The organism is Streptomyces sp. SID5643 (genome assembly GCF_009872555.1).
Taxonomy (GTDB): Bacteria; Actinomycetota; Actinomycetes; order Streptomycetales; family Streptomycetaceae; genus Streptomyces; species Streptomyces iakyrus.
Genome location: NZ_WWIC01000130.1, coordinates 1 through 272, shown reverse-complemented (window position 1 = coordinate 272; position 272 = coordinate 1). Strand labels below are relative to the sequence as shown.

1 protein-coding gene is annotated in these 272 nt (G+C 68.0%); it reads left to right on the top strand.

Going from position 1 to position 272, the window contains the following annotated elements; all coding sequences use genetic code 11:
- The coding region (locus tag GTY56_RS39980) for a condensation domain-containing protein (protein WP_202510273.1) at nt 1–272 on the top strand (272 nt) is incomplete at both ends.

Here is a 272-nt window from a genome sequence, read left to right as displayed (position 1 = left end):
GTGCCGTTCGAGAAGCTGGTGGAGGAGCTGTCTCCGAGCCGTTCGCTGGCCCGGCATCCGCTGTTCCAAGTCGTCTTCACGATGCAGAACACGATCGAAGCGGTGCTCGACCTGCGGGGTGTGCAGGCGGGCGGCGCGTCGGGTGACCTTTCGGCCGGAAAGTCGGCCGCGAAGTTCGACCTCGACGTGGTCGTCGGGGAGGCGTTCGACGCGGATGGCGCCCCGGCAGGTGTGCGTGGCTCGGTGACGGTGGCGTTGGACCTGTTCGACGC